We start from the raw sequence: 19,267 nt of genomic DNA, 5'->3' as shown, positions 1-19,267 counted from the left end.
TTGGCTTGAATGGTTACTCCAGCACGTCATGCAGAGCATTCCGCGCATTAAGCGGCGACGAAGCGGAGTCGAAGCATCACGCGTTTGCTATTGACTCAATCGATTGGTTTACTACCACAAGCGAGATGCTTCGACTCCGCTTCGCTGCGCTCTGCATGACGTTCTTTTTACCTCGGCAGCCACCCGACCTAAAATAAAATCATCCTGCGGTCGTCTTGTATTTCGCCGAACATTTGCTTTCAAGGCGGTGTTCTGTCCGTGGTTATACCAGATTTTAACTAGCTATTTTCATGTCGGATAAAACTCCCAATAACAATAAAAAGAAGAAGCCCCTGGTGCCCACCCCCAGCCCCCGGCCCGGGGTGCAGCTGTGGGTGTTGGCCGGCCTGCTCGTCTTCTTGTTTGGGGTGATGTGGGTGAACAACCTGAACTCGCCCGCCAAAATCAACCAGCAGCGCTTCGAGCAAATCCTGGCCGCCGGCGACGTGCGCGACATCACCATCGTGAGCAATCAGAAGGTGGTGGAGGTCACGCTCAAGCCCGAAGCCCTGAGGAAGTCCGAGTACCAGCGCGAGCTGGTGCGCCGCACGCCGTTCGGTGCCACCGGCACCGGGTCGCAGTTTTACTTCCCGGTGGTCGACGCTAAGCTGTTCCAGGAAGACCTGGACCGGGTGCAGAAGGCCTTGCCCGCCGCCCAAAAGCTGCCCCTCAACATTGAGGACCGGCAGAGCCCCGGCGACTACCTCGGCACCTACGGCTTCATCATCCTGATGATAGTCGGCTTCTGGTTTCTGATGCGCCGCATGGGTAGCGCCGGCGGCCCCGGGGGCCAGATTTTCAGCATCGGCAAGAGCAAAGCCGCGCTGTTTGAGGGCGGCGACAAGGTGAAAATCACCTTTAAGGACGTGGCCGGCCTGGAAGAAGCCAAGGAGGAGGTGCAGGAGATTGTGGAGTTCCTCAAGAACCCGAGCAAATTCACCATTCTCGGTGGTAAGATTCCGAAAGGCGCGTTGCTGGTTGGCCCCCCCGGCACCGGCAAAACTTTGCTGGCCAAAGCCGTAGCCGGCGAAGCGGATGTGCCGTTTTTCTCGCTTTCGGGCTCCGACTTCGTCGAGATGTTCGTGGGCGTGGGCGCGGCCCGGGTGCGGGACCTGTTCAAGCAAGCCAAGGCCAAGGCGCCCTGCATCGTGTTCATTGACGAGATTGATGCCGTGGGCCGCAGCCGCTCGCGGGGCTCGATGCCCGGCGGCAACGACGAGCGCGAAAACACCCTGAACTCGCTGCTGGTGGAGATGGACGGTTTTGGCACCGATTCCGGCGTCATCATCCTTGCCGCCACCAACCGGCCCGATACGCTGGACTCGGCCCTGCTGCGCCCCGGCCGCTTCGACCGTCAAATCAGCATCGACAAGCCGGACATCAACGGCCGCACCGAGATTTTTCAGGTGCACCTCAAGCCGCTGACGCTGGGCCCCGACGTGGACGCCCGCCGCCTGTCGGCCCAGACCCCGGGCTTCGCCGGCGCCGAAATTGCCAACGTCTGCAACGAGGCCGCCCTCATCGCGGCCCGCCGCGACAAGAAGTTTATCACCGACCAGGACTTCACCGACGCCATCGACCGCGTGATTGGGGGCCTGGAGAAGAAGAACAAAATCATTTCGCCCGGCGAGAAGCGCATTGTGGCCTACCACGAAGCCGGCCACGCTATCGCGGGCTGGTTCCTGGAGCACGTCGACCCGTTGGTGAAGGTGAGCATCGTGCCCCGCGGCGTGGCGGCGCTGGGCTACGCGCAGTACCTGCCCAAGGAGCAGTTCCTGTACAACACCGAGCAGTTGACCGACGAGATGTGCATGGCCCTGGGTGGCCGGGCCGCCGAGGAACTGGTTTTTGGCAAGATTTCGACCGGCGCGCTGAGCGACCTGGAGCGCATCACCAAGATGGCCTACTCCATCGTGACGATGTACGGCATGAACGCCAAGCTTGGCAACGTGTCGTTCTACGACTCCAAGGGCCAGAATGAGTACGGTTTCTCGAAGCCCTACTCGGAGGCCACCTCGCAAATGATAGACGAGGAAGTGCGCACCATCATTGAAAACGCCTACAACCGGACCAAGGAGCTGCTCACCGAGCGGCGCCACGAGTTGGAAGTAGTGGCCAAAGAGCTGCTCGAAAAAGAAGTGCTGCAACAGGAGGACCTGACCCGCCTCGTGGGCAAGCGCCCCTTCGACAACCAGACCAACTACCAGGCCCACATGGCCGGCACCGACCGCAGCGAAACCGCCAGCGAGGTGAAGGGCGAACAAGCTGCCAGCGGCAACCTCAGCCACGACCTGCCCGACCTGCACCTACCCGGCCTGGACGACGACCGCGCCGCCCGCCCCGGCAGCGACGTAGGCGCCAGCAGCGCCTCTACGCCGGCTTAGTTGTTCCGCGTACAAAGTGAAAAAGCCAGCCCATTGCGGCTGGCTTTTTTTATGATTTCGCCGCTATTGCCCCGTCGGCTACCTTTGGCTTCTCACCCCGGTATTACTTGCTAATCATGGCTGAATCATCCCGTGACGTCATTCTTGCCCGCATCCGCCACGGCCTGGCGCAGCCCGCGCCGCTGCCGCCGCGCCCCGATTTTGAGGTCCCCGTGCACCCGCCGCTGGCTAACCCCGACGCGGTGGTGGCCTTTGCGGAAAGCTTCCAGCGCGTGGGGGGCGAATTTTACTATTGCGAGTCGTTGGCGCAGCTGGCGGTGCAGGTAGCCGGCTTTCAGCAGCGCCAGCAAGTGGGCGCGCCCTACGTGTGGGAGCCCGCGATGCAGGCGCTGCTGCGAACCGCGGGCGTGGCGTTTCGGGCCGACGAAGCTGATTTTATCGCGCACGCCGACCTGAGCCTGACCTCCTGCGAGGCGCTGGTGGCGCGCACGGGCAGCGTGCTGGTGTCGGCGGCCACGGCCAGCGGGCGGCGCCTGAGCATTTACCCCGACCAGCATCTGGTGGTGGCGCGCCCGAGCCAGGTGGTGAGTGAGATTGGGGAGGCGCTGCGAGTGGTGCAGGCGCGGTACGGCGGGCAGATGCCGTCCATGGTGTCGCTCACGTCCGGCCCCAGCCGCACCGCCGACATCGAAAAAACCCTCGTGCTGGGCGCCCACGGGCCACGTCGGCTCGCGCTATTTTTGCTGGAAGACGACGACGCGGCGCTTAATGACGCTGCGCTTAATTAAGAATGAGGAATGAAGAATGAAGAACTGGCATCGAGCGCCGTTCAGGTCATTCCTCATTCCTCATTCCTCATTCCTCATTCCTCATTAGTTACCATGCCAACGCTTACCCTGCCTGACCTGGCGCTGCCGCCCGGCCGCCGGGTGTATTTCGCTTCCGACTTTCACCTGGGGGCGCCGGATGCGGCTTCGTCGTTGGAGCGGGAGCGGCGGATTGTGCGCTGGCTCGATGCGGCGGCCCCGGACGCGGCGGCCATTTACCTGCTGGGGGACCTGTTCGATTTCTGGTTCGAATACAAGCACGCCATTCCGCGCGGCTTTATTCGCCTGCAGGGCAAGCTGGCCGAGTTGACCGATGCGGGCCTGCCCGTCACCATCTTCACCGGCAACCACGACATGTGGATGTTCGGCTATTTCACCCAGGAAATGGGCATCCCAATCCTGCGCCAGGAAATATCGCAGCGCATCGGCAGCCAGCACTTTCACATCGGCCACGGCGACGGGCTGGGGCCCAAAGACTACAGCTACAAGGCCCTGAAGCAGGTGTTCAACTCCCCGGCGGCGCAGTGGCTGTTTGCCCGGCTGCACCCGAACGTCGGCATCGGCCTGGCCAACCGGTGGAGCCGCCGCAGCCGCTTGCAAAACGGCGCCGCCGACGCCCAATATTTCGGCGAAGAAGAGTGGCTGCTCCAGTACTGCCGGGAGCTGGAAACGCGCTTGCACCACGACTACTACGTCTTCGGCCACCGCCACTTGCCGCTCGATGTGGCCGTGGGCCCCGGCAGCCGCTACGTCAACTTGGGCGAATGGGTCAATTATTGTTCCTACGGCGTGTATGATGGCACCGAGCTGGCCCTGCGGCATTTTGAGAAGTAGCCGCCTCATGGCCGGGCCGCCCCGCCACAATCAGAACGTCCTGCTGAGCTTGCCGAAGCATCTCGCCCGCTTCGTTGAGCTAGTAACCCAGGCGAGATGCTTCGGCTGCGCTCAGCAGAACGTTCTTTTTGCTTTCTCCATGCGGCGTTTTTGGGTGGGCGGCGCCTTCGTTTTGCTGACTGCCAGCGCCCACGCCCAGGGCACGGTGCCTGCGGCGGCTTCCCCGGCGCCGGCTTCCCAGCAGGTGGTGGCGCCCGTGCAGCCCGCCCGGGCCGACACCGCCGCGCGGGCCGGCAGCGCCTGGACGTTCGTGCGCCTTGTCAAGCTGCCCAATCCCGGCGCCGCCTCGCTCGACCGGCGCGGGGCGCTGTACGTGGCTGATGCCGACAACAACCTCCGCCAGTACAGCGCCGAGGGCCTGCTGCTGAACACCTACGCGCCCACCCAGCCCGGGCACGTGGCCCAGGTAGAGGCCTGGAACGTCAGCAGTACCCTCGTGTTCAACGACGACCGCCAGCAGCTCATCCTGCTCGACCGCTTCCTGGCGGTCATCACCGAGGTGCGGCTGGCCGACTACCTCGACGGCACGGTGCGCGCGGCCACTTTGGCCCCAGACAACCGCATCTGGCTGCTCGACGAAAGCGACCTGGTGCTGCGCGAGTTCGACCCCGCCAATCTGCGCCTGGTCAAGAACACCCCGCTGGATTTGATTATCGGCCGCTCCCGGCCGGACTTTCGCTTCCTGCGCCACTACCAGAACAACGTGTACCTGGTGGACCGCACCACGGGCGTGTACGTGTTCGACAACCTGGGCAACTACCGCAAGAAGCTGCCCTTTGCCGGGCTGAGCACGGTGGGTTTTCGGGGCGATGAGCTGTACTATTTCGACGCCGGCGCGTTCCACTTTTTCCACCTCTACAGCCTGGCGGAGCGCCGGGTGGCCCTGCCGGCTGGGGTGGTGCCCGGCGAGGTGCGGCAGGTGCTGGTGGGAGAATCTTACGCGTACATTTTCACGGCGCAGGGAGTAGCAGTATATCAGCTATAATGGTGGGAGCCACCGCCGAGGCTAGCGCCTGAGCGGGCTGAACCGTGGTAACCCGCGGGAAAAGCGGGCCGTTAGGTTGGGGAGTTTTACTTTCCAATCCTAACCCTCCTTTCATGAAAGCCCTTCGCATTCACGGCATCAGAGACGTCCGCGTGGACACGGTCGACGACCCCGAAATCAAGGACCAGCGCGACGCCATCATCCGCGTTACCAGCACGGCCATTTGCGGGTCCGACCTGCACATCTACAACGGCAGCCTGCCCCAGCCCGCGCCCATGACCATCGGCCACGAGTTCATGGGCATCGTGGAGGAAGTGGGCAAGGGCGTGACCAACCTCAAGCGCGGCGACCGCGTGGTGGTGCCCTTCCCCATCGCCTGCGGCCACTGCCTGTTCTGCAACCACGACCTGCCCGGCCACTGCGAAAACTCCAACCCCGAGCACTACGGCCCCGAGGGCGGCCTGGCCACCGAGAAAGGCGGCGCCCTGTTTGGCTATACGGACCTCTACGGCGGCTACGACGGCGGCCAGGCCGAGTTCGTGCGCGTGCCCTACGCCGACTACGGCCCCCGCAAGGTGCCCGGCAGCCTCACCGACGAGCAGGTGCTCTTCCTCACCGACATCTTTCCGACTGGCTACTCCGGCATCGACTGGGCCGACGTGAAGGGCGGCGAGGTCATTGCCATTTTCGGGGCCGGCCCGGTGGGCATCATGGCCGCCAAAAGCGCCTGGCTGCGCGGGGCCAGCCGCGTCATCATCGTCGACACCCAGCAGTACCGCCTCGACAAGGCCCGGCAAACGGCCAACGCCGAGGGCATTCTCTGGGAAAGCCATCAGCAGGTGGTGGACGAAATCAGGAGCATGAGCCGGGGCTACGGCGCCGACGTGTGCGTGGAGGCCGTGGGCTTCGAGCCCGACCGCGACCTGCTCGACCGCGCCAAGGCCGTGATTAATCTGGAAAAAGGCTCTCCCAAAATTCTGCTTGCCTGCATGAGCGCCGTGCGCCGGGGCGGCTACGTGACGGTGCTGGGCGTGTACGCCACGCCGTTCGACAACTTCCCCGTGGGCCAGTTCTTCGACAAGGGCATCACCCTGCGCGGCGGCCAGGCCCCGGCCCACAAGCACATCGACAAGCTGATGCAGCACGTGGCCAACGGCGACGTGCGCCTCGACGACATCATCTCGCACCGCCTGCCCCTGAGCCAGGCCCCCCTCGGCTACGACATCTTCCGCAACAAGAAGGACAACTGCATGAAGGTGGTGCTCACGCCGGGCTCGTAAAAAACAGCCATTTCGTGGTACTTACAAGGAAACCTGCGCTCCGCAGGTTTCCTTTTTTTTGCTCTTCCGCTATTTCAGAAGCTAGGCAAGATTGGGCAAAAAGAAACTTTGCTTTCGCGCTATCTTTGGAAAAGAGCAGTTCAACTCTCCAGAGTAGGTTCGAATTCATGACGCAGAGGAGCAGGTTAATTACCGATAGCGTGATTCAAAAACAGCGGCACCTGTGGCACGGGCTGCTGCTCCTGCTGCTGGCCGTTCCGCAGCTGCTCCTAGCCCAAACCCAACCGCGCCCTGCCGCCGCCAAGCTGGCCCCGGGCCTGCAAACGGCCGCCGCCCAACGCACCGCCCGAACGGTGCGGGTGAGCGTGACCGACAACGCTGCTTTTCAGCGGTGGGCACGGCAGCACCTGCCGGCGGCGCGGGTGTCGCGGCCCAGCGCCTCGGCGCGCACGCTGGAAGTGACGGGCCTCGACGCGGCGGCACTGGCCCGGCTGGCGGCCAGCCCGTGGGTTGACTTCGTGGACGTGGCCGACCGCCGCGCCCACGAAGAGCGGCGGCTAAGCAACTCTGATTTGTCGGTCAACGCCATTGCGGCGGTGCACGCCCGCTTCCCCACGCTGGCCGGGCAGGGGCTGACGGTTTCGGTGAAAGAGCAGCCGTTTGACCCCGCCGACCTGGACTTCAAAGGGCGCGTGGCCTCGGCCGGGAGCTTCCCGGGCCCACCCTCGGGCCACGCCACGGCCATGACCACGCTCATCGGTGGGGCCGGCAACACCGACCCGCTGGGCCGGGGCGTGGTGGCCGAAGTGCGCCTGGCCACGTCCGACTTCGGGCGCCTGCTGCCCGACGACGGCCAGCAGCTCACCCAGGCCGGCGTGTCGGTGCAAAATCACTCCTACGGCGTGGCCGTCGAGAATTACTACGGCGTGGAAGCCCAGGAGTACGACCGGCACTGCCGGCAGTTTCCCGCGCTGGTGCACGTTTTTTCGTCGGGCAACGCGGGCCCGCAGGCCAGCCCCACGGGCCCGTACCAGGGCCTGGCCGGCGTGGCCAACCTCACCGGGCAGTTCAAAATGTCGAAGAACACGCTGAGCGTGGGGGCCACCGACCCCGGCGGGCAAGTGGGCGCGCTCAGCTCCCGCGGCCCGGCCCACGACGGCCGCGTGAAGCCCGAGCTGGTGGCCCACGGCGAGGGCGGCTCCTCAGAATCGGCGGCGCTGGTGTCGGGCCTGAGCGCGCTGCTGCAGCAGGTGTACCGCGACCAGCGCGGCACCTTGCCGCCTGCCGCGCTGGTAAAAGCCGTGCTGCTGAACAGCGCCGACGACCTCGGCCGGCCCGAAGTTGATTTCGTGAGCGGCTTCGGCCAGGCCGATGCGCTGGGCGCTGTCACCACCCTGCGCAACGGCCAATTCTTTGCCGGCACCGCGGCGCAGGGTACTGGCCAGGTGTTCACCCTCACGGTGCCCGCCGGGCAGCAGCAGCTAAAGGCCACTCTGGCCTGGAGCGACCCCGAAGCTGCCGCCAACGCCGCGCAGGCCCTCGTCAACGACCTGGATTTGGAGTTGGTGGCCGTCGGCACCGGCCAGCGGTGGCAGCCGTGGGTGCTCAGCAGCTTCCCGCACGCCGACTCCCTGGCCCGCCCCGCCCGCCGCCGCGCCGACCGGCTCAACAACGTAGAGCAAATCACGCTGGCCGTGCCCGGCCCCGGCACCTACGAGCTGCGCGTGCGCGGCTTCCGGGTGCCGCAGGGCCCGCAGGCCTTCAGCGTGGCGTACGAATTCAGCCCGGCAGGCTTGGAATGGCTAAGCCCCGTCGGCCCGAGCAACCTGAAGCCCGGCGCGCCCGGCGTGCTGCGCTGGCAGTGGAGCGGGGCCGCTGCCACTGCGCGCCTCGAATACCGGCCCGTGGGCCGGCCGCAATGGCGGGTGGTGAACCCCGCCCTGAGCCTGGCGCAGGGGGGAGCGTCCTGGGCGGTGCCCGACACCACCGCCCTGGCCCAGCTACGACTGGTAACCAGTAGCCGCGTTTTTACCTCTGACACCTTCGCCATCGTGCAGCCACCGGCCGTGCAGGTGGGCTACGCCTGCCCCGATGAGACGCTGCTGCAGTGGGCCCGCGTGCCCGGTGCCACCGCCTACCAGGTATACCAGCTCGGGGCTTCGCGCCTCGCGCCGTTCGCGCAAACTGCCGACACCACGCTGGTGCTCACCCGCGGCCAGATGCAGGCGCGCCATTACGCCGTGGCGCCCGTGCTGGGCGGCCGGGCCGTGGCGCCGGGCCTCACCATCGATTTCGCCACCCAAGGCACGGGGTGCTACTTCCGCTCCTTCTTGCCGCGCCAGCTGGTCGACGAAATCATCCGTTTTGATGTGGAACTGGGAAGCGTGTTCCGGCTGCAATCGGCCACGCTGGAACGCGAAGGGCCCGCCGGCTACGAGGCCGTCCAGACCATCTCGCCCGTCGCGCAGCCCACGTTTACGTTCACGGATGCGCAGCTGCTGCCGGCCGGCCGCTACCTCTATCGGGTGCGGCTGGATAACCTGACCGGCCAGCAATTCTACAGCGCGCCCGAAGAAGCCTACCTGCTCCGCGCTGGCGTGGCCCAGGCTTACCCCAACCCCGTGCCACCCGGCGAAGTGCTTCATCTCGTCGCCAATACCGGCACGCCGGTAGCCATCCGGCTCTACGACGTGTTGGGAAAATTTCAGCGCGAAGCCACCGTGGACGGGATTATTAACCAGCTTGACACCAAAGGCTTGAGGCCCGGTCTTTACTTGCTGCGGGTGCGGATGGACAATCGGGCCGAGCAGACCATCAGAGTGGTTATTCAGTGAGCCGGAAACAGCTGTTTTCACCCGTCAGTTGAAAGCCACAGGCCCTAAAAAAGCCCCGACTCAGGTGAGCCGGGGCTTTTGCGTTGCGGAGGAATGACCAGCCGCTTAAGTAGTCGTCCAGAAGTAAACGGGTTGTCAGTTGTTTGTTGTTCGTCAGGAATTTACCAAGGAGCTAACAACTGACAGCTTAGTACACGAAGCGCAGGGCCGTGACGTCGTTGGCGTTGAAGGGGCGGTTTTGGCCGCCGCCGATGCAGGCCAGCATCCACGAGTTGGGGTCGTTGCCGGTGGCCGTGCCGGGGATGTAAACGGCGCCCACCGAGCTGGCGCCTTCGTTCACCGGGGCCCCGCCGCAGCTGTACTGCCGGCCGGCGTAGTCGGTGTGGCGGAAGCCGATGCAGTGGCCCACCTCGTGGGCCAGAATGGTGGCGATGTACGTGCTGGCATTGGCCGTGCCAATGGCGTCCGAATTCACCCGCACCGAGTTGAACGGGTTGCCCCCCGAAGGGAAGCCGGCCGAGGCCAGGTAGCCGGAGCCCTGGGGAGCGGCGCGCAGCACAATCTCCCCGCCCGACGTGACGCGGGTGAAGCGGATGCGCAAGCCCTGGGCATTGTAGCGGCGAATGAGCTCGTCGGCAGCCGTTACGTAAGCCGACGGCAGCGAGGTCGAAACTCGGATGGACACGGTGCGGCCCGAGCCCACGCTCACCAGGTTGTTGGTGCGGTACTGCTCCTCGGCGCCGACGCGCAGCATCTGGTACTCGGGCTTGTTGGCCAGCATTTCCGGCGTCACCAGAATGTCGCCTTCTACGAGGTAGCCGTCTTCAACCCGCTTGATGTCTTGGGTGGTCAGGCCCATGTCCTTGATTTGGGTCAGGACGGCGTTGGAAATGCCCTCTTCGGCAATTGGGGCCACCGTTTCTTTCTCTTTCGAGCAGGAGGAAATGGCCAGCACCGAGACGGCGCAGAAGGCGGCGGTGGAAAGTACATTTTTGAGTTTCATACGTTTTTAGTAGTTTGTTAGGTGAGGAAATTATTGAAGTGTGAATGCAATTTCAACAAAATAATTATCAGCAACAATAGCTATTACGCGAAACATTAAAAATAATTTAAAGTATACGCGTGTGCGCACGCATTATATTTTTATAATTATCCCGGTAAAACTGATTGAATGAAATCTGGCGCAACCCGGCGCGGTACGTCCGCCGTGAGTTTCGCGGCTGCCCGCCGGGTGCCGGGGGACCCCCGGCCCGGACTCGTTGCCCCGGGCTGGTTGCGGTGGTGCGCCGCGGGAGGCTCCCTGGGCGATTTGTGTATCTTTGCTAGGAACCGAATCTTCGCGGAAAATTGATTTTTCCCTCAACTATATAAACCGTACCTAGTGGCTTGTTCATCATGTTCTTCCGGCGGGGGCTGCGGCACCAAGCCGGGCGGCTGCAAATCCAACGGCGGCTGCAGCACCGGCGGCTGCAACCGCCTCAACGTATTCGACTGGTTGCAGGACGTGGAAGTGCCGGACTCTTTTGCCGGGTTTGACGTCGTAGAAGTGCGCTTTAAGGGCGGCCGCAAAGAGTTTATGCGCAACGACTTGCGCCTGCCCTTGTTCACCGGCGACGCCGTGGTGGTGGACGCCGCCGGCAGCGGCTGGCACCTGGGCCACGTGAGCCTGAAAGGCGAGCTGGTGCGCCTGCAGATGCGCAAGAAGAAAATCCCCACCGACTCCCAGGAAATTCGCAACATTCTGCGGGTGGCCACGGCCGACGACGTGGAGCGCTGGGAAGCCGTGCGCGACCTCGAAACCGGCACCATGTTCCGGGCCCGGGCCGTGGTGGGCGAGCTGCGCCTGCGCATGAAGCTCAGCGACGTGGAGTACCAGGCCGACCGCACCCGCGCCCTGTTCTATTACTCGGCCGAGGACCGGGTCGATTTCCGGGAGCTGATTCGGCGCCTGGCCGACGAGTTTCGGGTGCGGGTGGAGATGCGCCAGATTTCGCTGCGCCAAGAGGCGGGGCGCATCGGCGGCATCGGGGTGTGCGGGCGCGAGCTGTGCTGCTCGACCTGGCTGCAGGATTTTAAAACCGTGAGCACCACGGCCGCCCGCTACCAGAACCTAAGCCTGAACCCGCAGAAGCTGGCCGGGCAGTGCGGCCGCCTAAAGTGCTGCCTCAACTACGAGCTCGACGCCTACCTCGACGCCCTGAAGGACATTCCGCAGGTGCAGCGCCCACTGCAAACCGCTAAAGGAGAAGCTTTTTTGCAGAAAACGGACATCTTCCGCCGCCGTATGTGGTTTGCTTTCAAGGGCGACAACAACTGGGTAATGCTCGACACGTCGCGGGTGCGGGAGCTGCTGGAGATGAACAAGCGCGGCGAGAAAATCGAAAGCTTACTGGCTCCCCGCGAAGAAGCGCCCGAGCCTGAAGTGTCGGCCATCGTGGAGGGCTCGCTCGACCGGCTGGACGACAAAATCAAGTCGAGCAGCAAACGCACCAAGCGCAAGAAAGCCCGCCCCGATTCGGCGGCCGGCGCCGGCCCAGGCGGGGACGCCGCCCCCCGCGAACCCCGCGCGCCGCGCGCCACCCAGGACTCCGGTGCTGAACCGCGGGAGCCGCGCGAAGGCCGCCCGCCCCGGGAGCCACGCGAAGGCCGGGAAGGACGCCCCGCCCGCGACGGCCGCCGGCCGGCGGCCGCGGCCCCTGGCGGCCCCCGGCCCCCCGAACAAATGACCAGCCCCGGCCCCGGCGACCCCGACAATCCCGCGCCGGCCCTGGGCGATGTGCCCGAGCAGCGCGGCCGCCGCGGCGCGGCCGCCCGGCCCCTGAACCGCCGCGGCGGCCGGGGCCGCGGCGACACCCCCCGCTCCGAGCCCAAAGAGGGCCCCAGCCCGGGCGAGGCCGGCGAGCCGCGTCCCGACGGGGGCCGCAACCGCCGCCCCGAAGGCTCCCGGCGGTCCGACGCCAACGCGGCCCCGCGCCCGGCGGCCGAAGGAGGTGGTGAGCCCCGGCCTCGCCGCGAGGGCGGCGAGCGCCGCGGTGAAGGCAGCGAAAACCGCGGCGGTCGCAACAACCGGCGGGGCGGCCGCGGCCCCGCGGGCGAAGGTGGCCCCGCCGCGGGCGGCCCTGCTCCCGCGCCCGCCGGAGCTTAAGTGAGCAGGTGTGGTTTGAATGATAGAATTTATGAATCAACGCGTTGCTTTTCGCTGGGCGGTGGCTGTGGGGCTGCTGGGCGGCCTTACGGCCTGCGACCCCAACCGGGTATTCGAGGAGAATATTGATTTTGCTAAGTACTCCTGGGACGTGCAGCAGCGGCCGGCGTTCACCTTCGCTATTCAGGACACGGCCGCCCGCTACGACGTTTATTTCAATGTGCGCCACGCCGCGGATTATGGCTTCTACAATTTGTACGTAAAGCACACGCTGGTGGGCCCGGCCGGTCCGGTCGGCCGGCCCCTGTTGCACCAAATGCTGCTGCTGGACCCCAAAACCGGCGAGCCCAAAGGCAGCGGCACCGGCGACATCTACGACATTCAGCTCTTGGCGCTGCCCAACCAGCGCTTTGCCAAAGCCGGCAGCTACACCCTGACGCTGGAGCAGTACATGCGCCAGGCCCAGCTGCCGGGCCTAATGGCCATTGGGGTGCGGGTGGCCAAACGGGCGAATAAGAAATAGCCCGGCCGTAAGCCGCGAAGCCGGCCCCGCAATGCGCGGGGCCGGCTTCGCGGCTTACGGCCGGGCTTGCGGGCCTTCTACTGCAGGCGGGTGACGTCGACGGCGTTGGGGCCTTTTTTGCCGGCCTTGACGTTGAACTGCACCTGGTCTCCTTCCTGAATTTCGTGGATGAGGCCGGTTTGGTGGACGAAAATTTCTTCCTGGGTGTCGTCGGCGACAATGAAGCCGAAGCCTTTGGTGTCGTCGAAAAACTTAACGGTGCCGGTGAGCATGAGCGAATGGATGGGGTAAAATGAACGTGGCCGTGGCGTAACGAGCCGAATAACCTGAGGGTTGAAGAGCCCGGCGCCAGAGCGCAGCCGTGCCGCGGCCCGGCAAAGGTAAAATTGCGGCGGCGAACCGCCCAGTCATTCGCTGCCGGCCGGAAAGTAGTGGCGCGGCAACGAGAACAACGGGTGCGGGCGCGCGTATAGACAAGCAGTCCATCCTTCCACCAATTGCAACTCCCTTCGCCCGCCATGGAAAACGAGCATATAAACCTGAATACCGAGGAAAACGACATTGCCGGCAACCGCGTCGACGGCCCCATCGGCAACACGGCGGCCAAGCCCGGCCGGCCCGGCGCGGGTACGGGCATCCCGGGCGGCGCGCCCGCCTCGCCCAAGTCGGACATCAGCGACCCCGCCGCGTCGGCGTCGAGCGAGTCGTTGGCCGAATCCGAAATGAGTGCGGGCCAGGGGGCGCTGGGGCACGAGGACGAGCAGCAGGAAAACAAAGAGGCCGCTGCCGCCGACTTAGCGCCCCAGGCTACTTACGGCGGCAATTTTAGCAACAGCACCCAGGGCAGCTACCACGACCAGGACCGCCGCGAAAACCAGGACAGCGACGCCAACCGCGGCGAGTTCGGGGCCCAGGACCTGGGCGGCACCACCCACGGCGGCTTCGGCAACCAGAACCGACAGGCCGACTACGAGCCGGGCAACACGCCCGAGGACCGGTACTACGGCGGGGCCGGAGCACCCGGCCCCCAGGAAAATGCCTACCGCGCTTATGACGGGCGCGACGAGCGGCCCGACAGCCGCACCGAATACGGATTTGAGCGCGGCGCGACGTCTGCTGCCGCAATTGGCCAAGCTGCGGATGGCGGGCAGGTGTTGACCGACAGTTTCAACGGACCCAACGCCGACAACCGCAACCAGCCCGACCGCGCCGACCCCAACAGCGCCCATCAAAACGACAACGGCTCAGCCGAAGGCCCCGACAGCGCCTACGCCAATGACTATGGCCGAACCTCGCTGCGGGGTGCGGCTGGCAGCAGTGGCACGTCCGGCCCGGAGGGCAGCTCGGTGAATCCGGGCGGGCGCAACCAAACCGAAGACTACTTGCCGACCCAGGGCGGCTTCGACAAGCAGGGCCGCCGCGAGGAGCGGCACCCCGGCTATTCCACCAACACCCCCGAAGTAGCCGACCAGCGCGGCTCGCAACCCGCTAGCAGCCAAGGCTACGGCGACCTGGGGCGCGACGAACCTAACCGCTTGCCCGACTACCGCACCGGCGCCGCCCGCGACGGCTACGTTGGGAACGAGGGCGGCGATACGGCCCAAGGCATGGGCTCGCGCGGAGGCTCCTACAACGACGCGTACGACGACAGCCGGCCCGGCAGCAAAGCCGGCTCGCCCGCCCCGGGCGACCAGCGCCGCGAGGACACCGACCGCAACTACGGCGCGGCCGCCCGCAAGGAAAACCGCACCGGCGATGAGAACGACGCCGACCACGGCGCCCCCCGCCGCAACGCCGGCCGGGAAGGCGAGGCCGATGAATAGAGCAGCGCCTGACGGTTCAATTATGGTTAGTTGCCGAGGACCTGAATAACTAGCGTAATAGACGCATTTTTAGCTCGATGCGGATGTGCGGACCCTGCCCGGGCGCGGAACAGTGCCACACGTGAGCCTGAAGCATCCGCACGCACGTGTCGATTATCGATGCTGCGCGAGCCCGCCCCAATGGTCGGCGCTACTTGGTGCCGCCGGCCGGGCTCTCGGGCTTGGGCGCGGGCGTGGCGCTCTGGGCCTGCTGCATGGGGTTGGGGGCGGCGGGCGCCTGTTGCTGAAACAGCTCGAAGCGAGAGGCCGCCGGCTGGCGCGGGAAGGCGTTGTTGCTCAAATCCGTGTCGGCCGTTTGCTGAAAAGGGTCGAGCACGAAGCGGATGACCGGCTTCTTGGTCACGATGACCTTGGTGACCTGGGCGTTGTTCCGGCGCCAGATTTCGGCCGGGATGGTCTGGGTTTCCTGGGTGTTGTCGGCGAAGGTCATTTGCACAATCACCGGCATCACCAGCCCGCCCAGGTTGCGCAGGCTCAGCTCGTAGAAGTTCTGGGTGTCAGACAGGCGCTGGCGCTGCGCGGGGCTGAGCGCCTCCAGGGAAGCGGTGTAGCGCTGCTGGTCGGCGGGCGTGACGGCCAGCGGGTCGAAGCCGTTGTAGAAATCCTTCAGCTCGGGCTTCTCGTCCACCAGGGTTTTGGGAATGTCGGCGGCGTTGCGCTGGGCCGAAATGGAAGCCGGCGCGGCGGCGCGCTGCTGCTGCGAGCGGGCGTTTTCCACGGCCGGGTCCCGGGTGCTGGCCGTGTAGGCCTTCACCGATTCCAGGCTGAGGTCGCAGCGGTCGGTGGTGTAGAACCAGCCGCGCCAGAACCAATCCAGGTCCACGGCCGAGGCGTCTTCCATCGTGCGGAAAAAGTCGGCCGGGGTGGGGTGCTTGTAGGCCCAGCGCTGGGCGTAGGTTTTGAAGGCGTGGTCGAACAGCTCGCGGCCCATCACCGTTTCGCGCAGGATGTTGAGGGCCGTGGCCGGCTTGCCGTAGCCGTTGTTGCCGAACTGCAGGAGGGATTCTGAGTTGGTCATGATGGGCACCTGTAATGAGTTATCCGTCCGCATGTAGTCCACGATGCCGGCCGGCTCGCCGCGGCGCGAGGGGTAGTTGCGCTCCCACTCCTGCTCGGTGAGGTACTGCACGAAGCTGTTCAGGCCCTCGTCCATCCACGTCCACTGCCGCTCGTCGGAGTTGATTATCATGGGGAAGAAGTTGTGGCCCACCTCGTGGGTAATCACGGATATCATGCCGTATTTCACCGCCGCCGAGTAGGTGCCGTCCTTTTCCGGCCGGCGGCCGTTGAAGCTTATCATCGGGTACTCCATGCCGCCCACCGGGCCGTGCACCGAGATGGCGACGGGATATTGGTAGTCGATGGTGAACTTGGAGTAGGTCTTGATGGTGTGGGCCACCACCTCGGTCGAGTACTGCCCCCAAAGCGGGTTGCCCTCCTTGGGGTAATACGACATGCACATGACGGGCTTGCCGCGCTGCACCACGCCCAGGGCGTCCCAGATGAACTTGCGCGAGCTGGCCCAGGCGAAGTCGCGCACGTTCTGCGCGGCGTAGGTCCAGGTTTTGGTGGCCGTGGCGCGGCTGCTTTCGTTGCGCGTGGCTTCGGCCTGGGTGATGATGAGCACCGGTTTCTTGGCGGTTTTGGCCTGCGCCAGGCGCTTCTGCTGGGTGGCGGTGAGCACCTGGGCGGCGTTCTGGAGCGTGCCGGTGGCGCCCACCACGTGGTCGGCCGGGGCGGTGATGCTCACCCGGTAGTCGCCGAAGGGCACCGTAAACTCGCCGTCGCCCAGGAACTGCTTGTGCTGCCAGCCCTGGTTGTCGGAGTACACGGCCATGCGCGGGTAGAACTGGGCGATTTCGTAGAGGTAGTTCTTATCCTCGGGGAAGTACTCGTAGCCGTTGCGCTTGTTTTGCTGCCCGTTGATGTTGTAGCGCCACTTCACGTTGAAGGCGAAGGCCTGGCCGGTTCGCAGCGGAGCCGGCAAATCCACGCGCATCATGGTGTGGTTGATGACCGTCTTGAGCGCCTTGTCGTCCGCGCCCGTCACGCTTTCAATCTTGAAGCCGCCGTCGAAATCGGAAGTCAGTATTTCCAAAGCGTTGAACGACATCCGGTCCTGCAGCTGGGTGACCTCGGTGGCCGTCGTCATCGAGTTTTTGGCCAGCACGTTCTGGTCGAGCTGCACCCACAAGTAGGGCAGCGTATCGGGCGAGCGGTTGGTGTAAGTAATGGTCTCGCGCCCACTGATGGCCTGCTTGGCGTCGTCGAGCGTCACCTTGATGTCGTAGTCGGCCCGCTGCTGCCAATAGTCGCGGCCGGGCGCGCCGCTGGCCGTGCGGTACGAATTGGGCGTGGGCAGCAGGGTTTCGAGCTGGGCAAACTTGTCGGTGCCCGAGTTGGTGGTTTGGGCGTGTGCGGCCGGGGCGGCGAGCAACGCCAGGGGCAGCAGGGCGACAAGGCCGGGCCGGGGGAAGAAGGGTATATGGCTTGGCATGGGCGAATTTAATCGGTTAGAAAAAGCACGTCCTGCTTCGGCAAGCGCAGCAGGACGTTCCGAAAGAATAAAAGTCCTTTACCGGTGCAGCTTCACGTCGATGTCGTACTGGTAGCGCGGCGGGCCGCCCAGCGGGATGGCAAAGAAGGGCATGGCCGTGTCGTACTGGTCGGTCACGTAAAACACGAGGTCGTTGGGCGCGCCCTTGGTGGAGGTGAGGCGGAAGTCGAGGCTGAGGCCGTGCTCCTTTTCGGCGATGGGCAACGTGCTGCTCGTCCACTCGCCGTCGCCGCTCACGGCCCCGGCCTGGCCGTTCTTCGCCACGCTGAATACCGCGAGGGTGGCCCCGTTGTCGGCGTCGTAGTTGCTCTGTTTGATGCTCACCACCTTGTCGTTCACGAAGGGGTAGAGGTGCACGGTGGTCTTGCTGCTGGTGGCCGGCACCCGGAAGCAGTACTCGTAGGTGAAGGCGTTGCCGCCCTCCACGGCCACGTTGGCGGTGGGGCTGGTGCTGAAAAAGTAGCGGTACAGGTTGCCGTCGTTGCCGCTCAGCCCCCGCGCCACCAGCTTGAGCACGTGGCCTTTGAACTCGTCCACCAACTCGCCTTCCAGCGGGTTGAGGGGGCCGAAGGTGAACCACTGGCGGTCGTACTGGGGCTCGCTGCCAAAGGTCTGGCTCTTGAGCAGGCGGCCGGTGGGGTTGGGGTTGGTGGGGCGCGGGTCGCGGGCCTGGGGGCCGCTGAAGGTACCCGGTCCGCCGTAGAGGCTGAACGAGGTGGTGGTGTTGGCGGCGCCTTTGAGGTCGTCGTTGGTGCCGCCCGTGCCGGGGTCCCACACCCGGATGTAGACCGGGTCGCGCTGGGTGGCGGGAATCAGGAAAAAGAACGTTTGGCTGAAGTCGTCGTCGCCCCACTGCTTGTCCGACTGGGCCCCGAAAGTCACCAGCGTCTCGACCCGCTCGCCGGGGTTGGGCACGGCCTGCGCCCTGGCAGCAGCGCCCGGCGCGGCCCACAAAGCCAGCAATGCACCACAATGTAAAAAACCATGTTTCACCATGTGGCCAAGATACCGAACCGGGACCAATTGCCGCGCGGCGGGCCCGGCGGCAGGGGTGGCCAGGGTTCGGAATCGATTGCTAAATGGTATGTTTACGGCTCGTTAGCTCCCGCTTCCTTATGCCCGCTGCCGTCCGTGCCACCTCGGATTTTTTTGACCAGCTGACCAACGACCTGCTGGTGCTGCGGGTGGTGGCGCAGCAGCGCTTCCGGCCCCTGAGCGCCGAGGAGCTCAACCGCCGCCCCAGCCCCAGCCGCTGGAGCGCCGGCCAGTGCCTGGAGCACCTCAACATCGTGGGCGGCTACTACTTGCCCAGCATCGCGGCCCGCATCGCCAAGGCCCAGGCCCGCGGCTCGAAGCCGGCCGCCGTGGTCAAGCACGGCTACGTCGGGCGGCGCTTCGTGGCGGCCATGCGGGCCCCGGTGAGCGCCAAGGCCTACACCACGCCCCAGCGCTACGCGCCCACCGGCACCCGTCTGCCCCGCACCGTGACGGAAGTCTTCAGCCGCCAGCTCGACGAGCTGCTGCGCCTCGTGCTGCTGGCCCGGCAGGTCAACGCCAACGCCGTGCGCGTGCCCAACGCCTTGTTTCCGCTGCTGCAGCTGCGCCTCACCGACCAATTGGAGTTTCTGGTGGCCCACATTCAGCGGCACATTGCCCAGGCCGAGGCCGTGCTGGTCGGCCACGGGGTGGGCGCCAGCGCCTCGGCGGCGTAAGGGCTGGTGCCCGTTGGCCGCCGAGGCCGCGATGGTGCTGCCAGGTAGTGGTTTGAGTTGGTCAGAACGGGGTAGAGACGCACCATTTTACGTCTCGTCGTCCGCACCGGGCGCCGGTGTTCGTCCGTTATCGTTCGATGAGGAGACGCAAAATGGTGCGCCTCTACCCCGTTTCGACGGCTTTCAATCTGAATTCGACCAGCT

The 19,267-nt window shown here is 65.2% G+C and carries 14 protein-coding genes; 10 read left to right on the top strand and 4 right to left on the bottom strand.

Annotation, left to right across the window (positions count from 1 at the left end; translation table 11 throughout):
* Positions 1-290: 290 nt before the first annotated feature.
* The 6 genes from ftsH (at position 291) to RMO51_RS10960 (ending at position 9,243) form a co-directional block, all read left to right on the top strand.
* Positions 291-2,423, top strand: coding sequence for an ATP-dependent zinc metalloprotease FtsH (gene ftsH, locus RMO51_RS10985; protein ID WP_310394589.1), 2,133 nt, complete (start codon positions 291-293; stop codon positions 2,421-2,423).
* Between the two features lie 116 nt (positions 2,424-2,539).
* On the top strand, positions 2,540-3,211 hold the full coding sequence (locus tag RMO51_RS10980; protein ID WP_310394587.1) for an LUD domain-containing protein: 672 nt from the start codon (positions 2,540-2,542) through the stop codon (positions 3,209-3,211).
* 93 nt (positions 3,212-3,304) lie between these two features.
* Positions 3,305-4,084, top strand: coding sequence for a UDP-2,3-diacylglucosamine diphosphatase (locus RMO51_RS10975; RefSeq protein ID WP_310394812.1), 780 nt, complete (start codon positions 3,305-3,307; stop codon positions 4,082-4,084).
* Positions 4,085-4,223: 139 nt separating this feature from the next.
* Positions 4,224-5,129 (top strand): hypothetical protein, encoded by a 906-nt coding sequence (locus tag RMO51_RS10970; protein ID WP_310394585.1) that lies wholly within the window; start codon positions 4,224-4,226, stop codon positions 5,127-5,129.
* A gap of 113 nt (positions 5,130-5,242) precedes the next feature.
* A complete protein-coding gene (locus tag RMO51_RS10965; protein WP_310394584.1) occupies positions 5,243-6,409 on the top strand; it encodes a zinc-dependent alcohol dehydrogenase in 1,167 nt (388 codons plus the stop codon).
* 200 nt (positions 6,410-6,609) lie between these two features.
* Positions 6,610-9,243 carry a S8 family serine peptidase gene (locus RMO51_RS10960; protein WP_310394583.1) on the top strand — a complete coding sequence of 878 codons (2,634 nt, stop codon included), beginning with the start codon at positions 6,610-6,612 and terminating at the stop codon, positions 9,241-9,243.
* 187 nt (positions 9,244-9,430) lie between these two features.
* Here RMO51_RS10960 and RMO51_RS10955 read toward each other — a convergent pair whose 3' ends face one another.
* Positions 9,431-10,246: a M57 family metalloprotease gene (locus tag RMO51_RS10955; RefSeq protein WP_310394581.1), complete on the bottom strand. Its 816-nt coding sequence runs from the start codon at positions 10,244-10,246 to the stop codon at positions 9,431-9,433.
* Positions 10,247-10,624: 378 nt separating this feature from the next.
* On the opposite strand from RMO51_RS10955, the gene ricT reads away from it, so the two are divergent.
* Both ricT and RMO51_RS10945 read left to right on the top strand, forming a co-directional pair.
* Positions 10,625-12,388 (top strand): regulatory iron-sulfur-containing complex subunit RicT, encoded by a 1,764-nt coding sequence (ricT, locus tag RMO51_RS10950; protein ID WP_310394580.1) that lies wholly within the window; start codon positions 10,625-10,627, stop codon positions 12,386-12,388.
* A gap of 31 nt (positions 12,389-12,419) precedes the next feature.
* Positions 12,420-12,911, top strand: coding sequence for a gliding motility lipoprotein GldH (locus tag RMO51_RS10945; protein ID WP_310394578.1), 492 nt, complete (start codon positions 12,420-12,422; stop codon positions 12,909-12,911).
* A 77-nt stretch (positions 12,912-12,988) separates the two neighbouring features.
* Here the strand turns inward: RMO51_RS10945 and RMO51_RS10940 are convergent, their stop codons facing one another.
* Positions 12,989-13,183 (bottom strand): cold shock domain-containing protein, encoded by a 195-nt coding sequence (locus RMO51_RS10940; RefSeq protein ID WP_310394577.1) that lies wholly within the window; start codon positions 13,181-13,183, stop codon positions 12,989-12,991.
* Positions 13,184-13,429: 246 nt separating this feature from the next.
* On the opposite strand from RMO51_RS10940, the gene RMO51_RS10935 reads away from it, so the two are divergent.
* On the top strand, positions 13,430-14,734 hold the full coding sequence (locus RMO51_RS10935; RefSeq protein ID WP_310394576.1) for a hypothetical protein: 1,305 nt from the start codon (positions 13,430-13,432) through the stop codon (positions 14,732-14,734).
* Between the two features lie 190 nt (positions 14,735-14,924).
* On the opposite strand, the gene RMO51_RS10930 is transcribed toward RMO51_RS10935, so the two are convergent.
* On the bottom strand, positions 14,925-17,291 hold the full coding sequence (locus RMO51_RS10930; RefSeq protein ID WP_310394574.1) for a M1 family metallopeptidase: 2,367 nt from the start codon (positions 17,289-17,291) through the stop codon (positions 14,925-14,927).
* 78 nt (positions 17,292-17,369) lie between these two features.
* Positions 17,370-18,314 (bottom strand): hypothetical protein, encoded by a 945-nt coding sequence (locus RMO51_RS10925; protein WP_310394573.1) that lies wholly within the window; start codon positions 18,312-18,314, stop codon positions 17,370-17,372.
* A 152-nt stretch (positions 18,315-18,466) separates the two neighbouring features.
* Between RMO51_RS10925 and RMO51_RS10920 the strand changes: the two genes are divergently transcribed.
* Positions 18,467-19,063, top strand: coding sequence for a DinB family protein (locus tag RMO51_RS10920; protein ID WP_310394571.1), 597 nt, complete (start codon positions 18,467-18,469; stop codon positions 19,061-19,063).
* Positions 19,064-19,267 lie beyond the last annotated feature (204 nt).

Origin of the sequence: Hymenobacter sp. (assembly GCF_031398885.1) — a bacterium.
Taxonomy (GTDB): domain Bacteria; phylum Bacteroidota; class Bacteroidia; order Cytophagales; family Hymenobacteraceae; genus Hymenobacter.
The sequence above is the reverse complement of the archived record's forward strand: the minus strand, read 5'-3'. Positions and strand labels throughout refer to the sequence as shown.

Excerpts from the sequence above, each read along its gene's own strand:
- RMO51_RS10955 (WP_310394581.1), bottom strand. The coding sequence starts at position 10,246 with ATGAAACTCAAAAATGTACTTTCCACCGCCGCCTTCTGCGCCGTCTCG.
- RMO51_RS10965 (WP_310394584.1), top strand. The coding sequence starts at position 5,243 with ATGAAAGCCCTTCGCATTCACGGCATCAGAGACGTCCGCGTGGACACG.
- RMO51_RS10970 (WP_310394585.1), top strand. The coding sequence starts at position 4,224 with ATGCGGCGTTTTTGGGTGGGCGGCGCCTTCGTTTTGCTGACTGCCAGC.
- RMO51_RS10930 (WP_310394574.1), bottom strand. The coding sequence starts at position 17,291 with ATGCCAAGCCATATACCCTTCTTCCCCCGGCCCGGCCTTGTCGCCCTG.
- RMO51_RS10980 (WP_310394587.1), top strand. The coding sequence starts at position 2,540 with ATGGCTGAATCATCCCGTGACGTCATTCTTGCCCGCATCCGCCACGGC.
- RMO51_RS10920 (WP_310394571.1), top strand. The coding sequence starts at position 18,467 with ATGCCCGCTGCCGTCCGTGCCACCTCGGATTTTTTTGACCAGCTGACC.
- RMO51_RS10945 (WP_310394578.1), top strand. The coding sequence starts at position 12,420 with ATGAATCAACGCGTTGCTTTTCGCTGGGCGGTGGCTGTGGGGCTGCTG.
- RMO51_RS10940 (WP_310394577.1), bottom strand. The coding sequence starts at position 13,183 with ATGCTCACCGGCACCGTTAAGTTTTTCGACGACACCAAAGGCTTCGGC.
- RMO51_RS10975 (WP_310394812.1), top strand. The coding sequence starts at position 3,305 with ATGCCAACGCTTACCCTGCCTGACCTGGCGCTGCCGCCCGGCCGCCGG.
- ftsH (WP_310394589.1), top strand. The coding sequence starts at position 291 with ATGTCGGATAAAACTCCCAATAACAATAAAAAGAAGAAGCCCCTGGTG.
- RMO51_RS10935 (WP_310394576.1), top strand. The coding sequence starts at position 13,430 with ATGGAAAACGAGCATATAAACCTGAATACCGAGGAAAACGACATTGCC.